This window comes from Globicatella sanguinis NBRC 15551 (assembly GCF_001552295.1).
In the GTDB taxonomy this organism is placed as follows: Bacteria; Bacillota; Bacilli; order Lactobacillales; family Aerococcaceae; genus Globicatella; species Globicatella sanguinis.
Map to the genome: position 1 here is coordinate 1 of NZ_BCQX01000108.1, position 7,629 is coordinate 7,629.

General features: G+C 35.6%; 5 protein-coding genes and 2 pseudogenes. 6 read left to right on the forward strand and 1 reads right to left on the reverse strand.

The annotated features are described in order from the left end of the window. Positions 1-591: 591 nt before the first annotated feature. From GSA01S_RS08390 to GSA01S_RS08410, 5 genes and pseudogenes are all read left to right on the forward strand, one after another. A complete protein-coding gene (locus GSA01S_RS08390) occupies positions 592-1,251 on the forward strand; it encodes a hypothetical protein (RefSeq protein ID WP_066126590.1) in 660 nt (219 codons plus the stop codon). A gap of 85 nt (positions 1,252-1,336) precedes the next feature. Continuing rightward, the gene (nrdD, locus tag GSA01S_RS08395; protein ID WP_066126592.1) at positions 1,337-3,469 is read left to right on the forward strand and encodes an anaerobic ribonucleoside-triphosphate reductase; all 2,133 of its coding nucleotides are present in this window, start codon (positions 1,337-1,339) and stop codon (positions 3,467-3,469) included. Further along, on the forward strand, positions 3,469-4,053 hold the full coding sequence (nrdG, locus tag GSA01S_RS08400; RefSeq protein WP_066126594.1) for an anaerobic ribonucleoside-triphosphate reductase activating protein: 585 nt from the start codon (positions 3,469-3,471) through the stop codon (positions 4,051-4,053). The genes nrdD and nrdG overlap by 1 nt, the downstream gene beginning before the upstream one ends. Before the next feature lie 502 nt (positions 4,054-4,555). Beyond that, positions 4,556-4,816, forward strand: a pseudogene (locus GSA01S_RS08405) (CopY/TcrY family copper transport repressor); the annotation flags it as partial. Positions 4,817-4,982: 166 nt separating this feature from the next. Beyond that, on the forward strand, positions 4,983-6,362 hold the full coding sequence (locus GSA01S_RS08410; RefSeq protein ID WP_066126596.1) for a L,D-transpeptidase family protein: 1,380 nt from the start codon (positions 4,983-4,985) through the stop codon (positions 6,360-6,362). 39 nt (positions 6,363-6,401) lie between these two features. Here GSA01S_RS08410 and GSA01S_RS08415 read toward each other — a convergent pair. Next, a pseudogene (locus GSA01S_RS08415) lies at positions 6,402-6,818 on the reverse strand (transposase); the annotation flags it as partial. A gap of 154 nt (positions 6,819-6,972) precedes the next feature. Between GSA01S_RS08415 and GSA01S_RS08420 the strand changes: the two are divergent. Continuing rightward, positions 6,973-7,563 carry a YdhK family protein gene (locus GSA01S_RS08420; RefSeq protein WP_066126601.1) on the forward strand — a complete coding sequence of 197 codons (591 nt, stop codon included), beginning with the start codon at positions 6,973-6,975 and terminating at the stop codon, positions 7,561-7,563. Positions 7,564-7,629: the final 66 nt, after the last annotated feature.

A 7,629-nucleotide genomic window follows, 5' to 3' on the forward strand; every position in this document is an offset into this window, starting at 1 on the left:
ATATTTACCAACACTACTTGACATAGAGCCTTTTTTTGTATACCTATATATTATTGAATCGGGTTGACATATGAACTTGGGTTCTATATTTTTTTGTGTTGGTGTAGAAACCATTAGCGCTATTTTTAGGTGTTGTTTATTTGAAATATGAACATGAGTCTACACTTTATGGTGTGTGTGAACAGAAATGACTTTGTTCATCTACAACTTTTTAAATTAATTTTTTCTCCAATGAATTTTATACATTTATATTTATTGGGCTAGCATCTACCTTAGTTATGATGGTTTTCAAATGATATAGGCCATTGATTTTAAGTTATATCATCCATTATGTTGGCAGCAGTTTATTCAGATGCTTCAACAATAGTGTTGAGGTTATCTTATGGGAGTAAAATTTCTACTTTTCATCAAAAACCAAGTGAACAATGCTCAGTTTTCTATTAAACTATGCAGTTATTATTATGGTTTGTACAACTGAATTATTTATATAAGTATATTAATATTCTTATAAATTAAATTTATAAAGCGATTGACTTGTAATCGTTTCCGTGATAATATATTTTTCAGTATAGTATAAAAAGGAGGAAAGTTATGGTTGTCTTTCGTAAGAGTTTTAATTTTTATTTACATTTACCAATAGCTTATTATTCTAAAGATACAATTCTTGATAGTCCTTTTATGTTAGATTTTTTGTATGACCGTTCAGAAGCTGATCATTATAGTAATTTTCCTTTGATTTATTCATTTGATCAATATTATTCTCGTGTTGAATGTGTGATGAGAGGTTTCTTAGTACGTGAAGCTTTATATGAATTAGTAGATAGCTGGCATTATATTCAAACGCAAGATAAAATTAATTCTAATAAATTGTGCACTCAATTAATTCGAATGAAGCCATATTTTAGTGGATTGACTGATTTATTATACGGTAAGAAGGATAGTTTCTTGCATAATGTACCATTAGAAACACTTCATCAATTTTTCGAACAATATTCTTTCGATGAGTTTATGAACCTTATTAAACCCTATTGTGAAATTGTTGATGCTAATCATTTTATTGAGAAGAAATTTTCGCTTATATCATATGTTTTTTCAAACGAATATCTAATTAATCGGTCTATTAAAGCGAATTGTATTTATTTAGAAGATTTATTAGAAAATGTAACACTTTGTGAAAGTATTTTGGAACGTTTGAATAAACCAGAATTAGCCTATATACTAAATTATTTTTTATATTTTATTAATAAATAATTTTTATGTAATCACTAGCTAAAATACTATATATATGGTACTATGTTCAATATAAACACTATATATAGTATTTGGGGTGATGAGAATGGTAGTGGATTTAAACAAAAAACAAATTAATTTTGATAGTTTAACTGTAAAAAAACGTGATGGAAGAATAGAAAAGTTCAATTTAAACAAAATGATTTTTAGTTTAAAACGTTCCGGGCATCATGATGCAGATGACAAAATTGCTGAAATATCAAACCGTATTTTTCAGGCCAATGAAGATAGTATGATTAAGAGTAGTTCCATAAAAGAGATAATATCATATGTAAATCAAAATGAATATGAAGATAAATTTGCTAAAAAGATGTCAGAAATTGAAGAAAAGGCTACTAATTTAGAATATCAAGTTAACCAACTACGTTCTCGCAACACACAAATTGTGAACGAAAATGCTAATAAAGATAGTCGTGTCTTTAATACTCAAAGAGATTTAACAGCGGGCGTTCTTTCAAAAGTAGTCGGGTTAGATTTATTGCCTAAATCGGTCAAAAAGGCTCATTTAAAGGGGCAAATTCATTATCATGACTTAGACTATCATCCGTATGCACCAATGACTAACTGTTGTTTAATTGATTTTAAACAAATGTTCGAGAATGGCTTTCAAATTGGAAATGCGCAGGTAGAATCACCAAAATCAATCCAGACAGCGACTGCACAAATGGCACAAATTATCGCTAATGTGGCTAGCAGTCAATATGGTGGTACTAGTGTTAATCGTATCGATGAATTGTTAGAACAATATGCAGAACTTAATTATAAAAAGCATCTTAAAACTGCTGCCGAGTGGATTGAAGATGCAGAGAAACAAAAAGAGTTTGCGATGAAACAAACCAAAAAAGATATATATGATTCAATGCAAAGTTTAGAGTATGAGATTAATACTTTATATACCTCTCAAGGTCAAACACCTTTTACTACTTTAGGATTTGGGCTAGGAACTTCTTGGTACGCTCGTGAAATTCAGAAATCAATTCTTAAGGTTAGAATTTTAGGTTTAGGTAAAGAAAAACGTACAGCTATTTTTCCTAAATTAGTTTTTACTTTAAAGGATGGAGTAAACTTAAATCCTATTGACCCAAACTATGATATTAAGCAATTAGCGTTAGAATGTTCTACTAAGCGGATGTATCCAGATGTGTTAATGAATGACAAAATTGTTGAATTAACAGGAAGTTTTAAAGCACCGATGGGGTGTCGTTCTTTTTTACAAGGATGGCAAGATGAAAATGGTAATGAGGTCAATGAGGGTCGAATGAATTTAGGTGTCGTGACCTTAAATTTACCTCGTATTGCGATTGAATCGATGCAATCGAAAGATCGTTTCTGGGAACTATTAGATGAACGTCTGTCAATTTTAGAAGAGGCCCTAGTATATCGTGTTGAACGTGTAAAAGAAGCATTGCCTGAAAATGCACCAATCTTATATCAACATGGTGCTTTTGGTAAACGTCTAACAAAAAATGATTCAGTAGATGAAGTTTTTAAAAACCGTCGTGCGACCGTATCAATGGGTTATATTGGACTTTATGAAGTAGGGACTGTCTTTTATGGTCCTAACTGGGAAACGAACGCTGAAGCCAAGCAATTTACAGTAGACATCTTAAAATATATGAAAGCATATGCAGATAAATTAGGTAAACAATATGGCTATCATTTTAGTATTTATGGCACTCCTTCAGAAAGTTTAACAGATCGTTTTTGCCGAATGGATAAAGAGTTTTATGGTATGATTCCCGATGTAACAGATAAAGATTATTATACTAATTCCTTCCACTATGATGTTCGAAAACAACCAACACCTTTTGAAAAGCTAGATTTTGAAGCAGAATATTTACCCTATACTTCAGGTGGATTTATTAATTATTGTGAGTATCCTAATATGCGTCAAAATCCTAAAGCTTTAGAGGCTGTTTGGGATTATGCGTATCAAAAAGTGGGCTATTTAGGTACCAATACACCGATTGATCATTGTTATGAATGTGGATATGATGGTGATTTTAAACCAACCGAAAGAGGGTTTCAATGTCCTCAATGTGGCAATCGTAATCCTGAAACTTGTGACGTCGTAAAGAGAACATGTGGTTATTTAGGAAATCCACAGTTAAGACCAATGGTAAAAGGACGTCATAAAGAAATTTCTGCACGTAAGAAACACATGAAGGGTTCGTTATAATGAAGAATCCACAACCAAAAGAATGGCGTTCAGAAGATTGGTCACAACATAAAATTGCCGATTATAAGCCATACAACTTCGTCGATGGTGAAGGGGTTCGTTGTAGCTTATATGTGAGTGGTTGTTTATTCCAATGTGAAGGTTGTTATAATAAAATCATTCAAAACTTTAACTATGGGACCTACTATACGCAAGAATTAGAAGATCAAATTATTCAAGATTTAGGTGCCTCTTATTGTCAGGGATTAACCTTATTAGGTGGGGAGCCCTTCTTGAACACGCCAGTCCTGTTGAGACTTTGTAAACGAGTAAGAGAAACCTATGGTGATACCAAGGATATTTGGTCCTGGTCCGGTTATACTTGGGAAGAATTACAACAAGAAACCGAGGATAAATTAGCTTTGCTCGAATATGTAGATGTCTTAGTTGATGGGCGATTTATTTTGGCGAAATGCGATTTAACTTTACGTTTCCGAGGCAGTTCTAACCAACGTATCATTGATGTAAAAGAAAGTAAAAAGCAAAATAAAGTTGTTTTGTATTATCAAGATGACGAGATATCAACAATGGGAACAGAAGAATGAACGTATTGCGATTAAATGATGAAACAAGATTAATGTATATTAAAGAATAAACGTATCGCGATTAAAGACGGAGTTATTTATCAATTAGGGAGTGGCAGCTCAAACCTAATTGATAGATAACTCTTTTTTGATGGCTCTACAACTTTTTGCCCAGCCTCTCCCCACAAGAAATAGGCTATTTATTGTGGGGAGAGGCTGGGCAAAAAGTCTCAACTATACCTAAAAGAGAGACCGAGGTGGGCTCCAAACGTGGATTGATTGCCTTGATGTGCAGATTCGGGGTCAAAACAGCGGGTGCCTTGAATTGGCTACAGCTTACCTTAAAAGCGTGGAATAATCAGTAACCCTATAATTAGTATTGGGTAAAGATAGGAAAACAAAGGCAATAATAGCTGGTTATATTTATTTAAAAAAGACTTGACAAGAATGGTTTACTTGTGTAAACTGTATTTAACATTAATGTTTACGCTCGTAAACGAAAGGGGGAGAGAATACGAGTACTATAGCTATAGACCTTCATATCACAGATGCTGAATGGGAGGTTATGCGTGTAGTCTGGGCGAATGATCGAGTGACTATTAAAGAAGTCATCTCCATATTGAAAGAAAAAACGGACTGGAAACAAGCCACTATCAAAACGCTCTTAGGTCGACTGGTTGAAAAAGGCGTAATAAATACAGAGAAAGAAGGTAGAAAATTTATTTATACTGCCAATATTGAAGAGAAAGAAGCCGTAGGAAATTATACAGACGATATTTTCAACTGAAGGTTTAGATACTGTTTCCGTGGATCTAGAAAGTAAAAGAGCGGTGGTAATTTCTAAAGAAAGATTAAATTTAGATTCATTTTCTTCGGCTTTGTCAGATGCAAACTATAAAGTCGTAGAGTAAAGAAGCAGCAGTTAGGTAAAATTTGAGAAGAGGTGCACAATGAAAAAAATTATTATTACACTTGGTGTAATTTTTCTATTCCTAGGTATAGGTCACACTATCGGGGCTCAACATTTTTCACAAAGATTTTTAATGAACACCAGTTTTTCAAACATAGATATTAGTCATTTAACAAAAGAAGAGGCAAACGCTAAAATTACAAGGGAGTTAGAAAATCATACCCTAACATTAAAAGAGAATAACGAACCAATAGGAAGCGTGACACTTGGAGACCTAGACCCGCAAATTAATTTAACCCCACAACTTGATTCTCTCATTCAAGAACAAAATCAAACAACCTGGTTGAATGGTTTGTTTAATGATAGTAATTATGAAGGGGTTGCTGAGGGAGATTTAGTAATTAATCAGGAGAAATTGAGCACCACGATTGATTCAATAACGCTGTCTGATACTACTCGCCTGAGTCCAACCGATGCAACAATAGAATATTCAGAAGAGATGGGCTACTATATTGAGCCAGAGCAAATAGGAACTGAAATTAATCAGGATAAATTATTGGACTTAGTTTTAGACGGTCTTCGAGAGGGTCAGACAACGGTAGAAGTGAGTGAAGCTTATCTCGAACCTGACATTACATCGACGGATGAAAGCTTATTTTCAGAATTAGACCAGCTTAAAGTTTACAATAATCTTCAAATTACATTAACCATTGCTGGATATGAAGAAGTCATTACACCAGAATTAATTTCAAGTTGGCTTTACATTGATGAATTCAATGAAGTCAACTTTGATGAGGACATGATTTACGAATATTTAGGAACGTTAAATGAGCGTTATGCTACTTATGATGACTATCGCACCTTTAACAGTACTTTACAAGGAGAAGTTCAGCTTCTCCCCGGAACCTTAGGTTGGTCAATTGATCGTGAAGCAGAAACGCAAGCCATTTTAGCTGATTTACAAGCAGCGGTTCCAGTGGTGCGTGAACCGACTATTGTTGGAATAGGATACAATGGTACTTTAGATGATATAGGTAATAGTTATATTGAAGTGGACATCTTAAACCAGACAATGTTTGTCTACATCGATGGCAATCAGGTCCTTTCTACCCCTGTGGTAACAGGACAGATTGGCACGAATACAATCCCAGGTGCTTATGCTATTTGGAATTTGGAAAGTCCTTCAGAATTGAAAGGCTATAACCCTCGAACTGAAAAGGATTACGTACAGCCTGTTGAGTTTTGGTTAGCCTTTGATTATACCGGACAAGGTATTCATGATGCTAATTGGCAGCCATACTTTGGTGGAGATGCCTATTTAGTTAACGGGTCACTTGGTTGTATCAATACACCACCTGATATCATGCCAATCGTTTTTGAGTATGCGTATCCAGGAATGCCCGTCATCGTTTTCGAATAATGCGTTCGTACATCAAGATAAAAAGGCACTCTGATATAAAGGAACAATCGCAGCGTCAAACAACTGATGTTCACGAGCAAAAGCCACGAGAACATCGGGGGACCATTTATCTTGAAACATCTTTTTGTCTGCCCGGTCAATAAAGGCGTTGGAATCCGCCCATTTAGGTCGCCTACCACAGTGAAGACGTTGACGCTCATAATTAGCTTGTCCGGCATCGGCATCATATAGTGTGTAGGTATAGTCGTAGGTTTTACCGTTTTGTTTTTGGCGTTTCAGTTGCGTGATGGTGCCTCTTTTCACTTCATTATGAATGGTTTGAGGTGATTGCCCTAATAACTTAGCAATAGCGCGGTGAGAATAGGCTTCTTTCTTGAGAATCTGAATGTGACAACGTTCTTGATAAGATAAGTGTGTCCCTTTTCGTAAGACTGTGTTAAACTGGTCTTGCGTCATGTGAATTCATCCTTTTCTATTGAGAGTTAGTGGTAACTTCAATATAACATGAAATTCACGTCGTTTTTTTATGGATTTTTAGAGGTGGCTAACCTCATTATAGAATCCACCACTTTAAATTTAGAGCTTTATTTTTTTAATTCAGGAGGAAAAAATGAAACAGAATAAAAAATGGATAGGAATTATTTTACTGTCATCTGCCTTATTACTTGGAGCATGTGGCAATGACGAGATAAATGAATCTACTGGAACAGATACAAATCAAACGACAACCGAAGAAACATCTTCAGAAAGTGGTGATCACGGCGGCATGGTGCACGATGAATCTGGTGAAATCCCAGCAGGTTTGGAAGAAGCTGAAAATCCTACCTACAACGTGGGGGAGACGGTAACAATCACAGACGGGCACATGGAAGGCATGGAGGGGGCAGAAGCCACGATTGTAGGCGCTTTTGACACTGTAGCCTACGAGGTATCCTATGATCCTACGAATGGCGGCCCGCGCGAAGAGAATCACAAATGGGTAATTCATGAGGAGATTGCGGATGCAGGAGAGGAACCTTTCGAACCAGGAGACGAGGTAACTTTGGAAGCCGACCACATGGAAGGCATGGAAGGCGCAACGGCTACGATTGACGATGCTAAAAGCACCACAGTATACATGATTGACTACCAGCCAACCACGGGTGGAGAGGAAGTCAAGAACCATAAATGGGTAACCGACTCGGAGCTTTCTGCTGAGTAAGAAACAGGGATATATCTAAAAAATATTATTGGAAGAGCAGCCGAGAGGAATTCTCAGCTGCTCTTC

Excerpts from the sequence above, each read along its gene's own strand:
- GSA01S_RS08390 (WP_066126590.1), top strand. The coding sequence starts at position 592 with ATGGTTGTCTTTCGTAAGAGTTTTAATTTTTATTTACATTTACCAATA.
- nrdD (WP_066126592.1), top strand. The coding sequence starts at position 1,337 with ATGGTAGTGGATTTAAACAAAAAACAAATTAATTTTGATAGTTTAACT.
- nrdG (WP_066126594.1), top strand. The coding sequence starts at position 3,469 with ATGAAGAATCCACAACCAAAAGAATGGCGTTCAGAAGATTGGTCACAA.
- GSA01S_RS08410 (WP_066126596.1), top strand. The coding sequence starts at position 4,983 with ATGAAAAAAATTATTATTACACTTGGTGTAATTTTTCTATTCCTAGGT.
- GSA01S_RS08420 (WP_066126601.1), top strand. The coding sequence starts at position 6,973 with ATGAAACAGAATAAAAAATGGATAGGAATTATTTTACTGTCATCTGCC.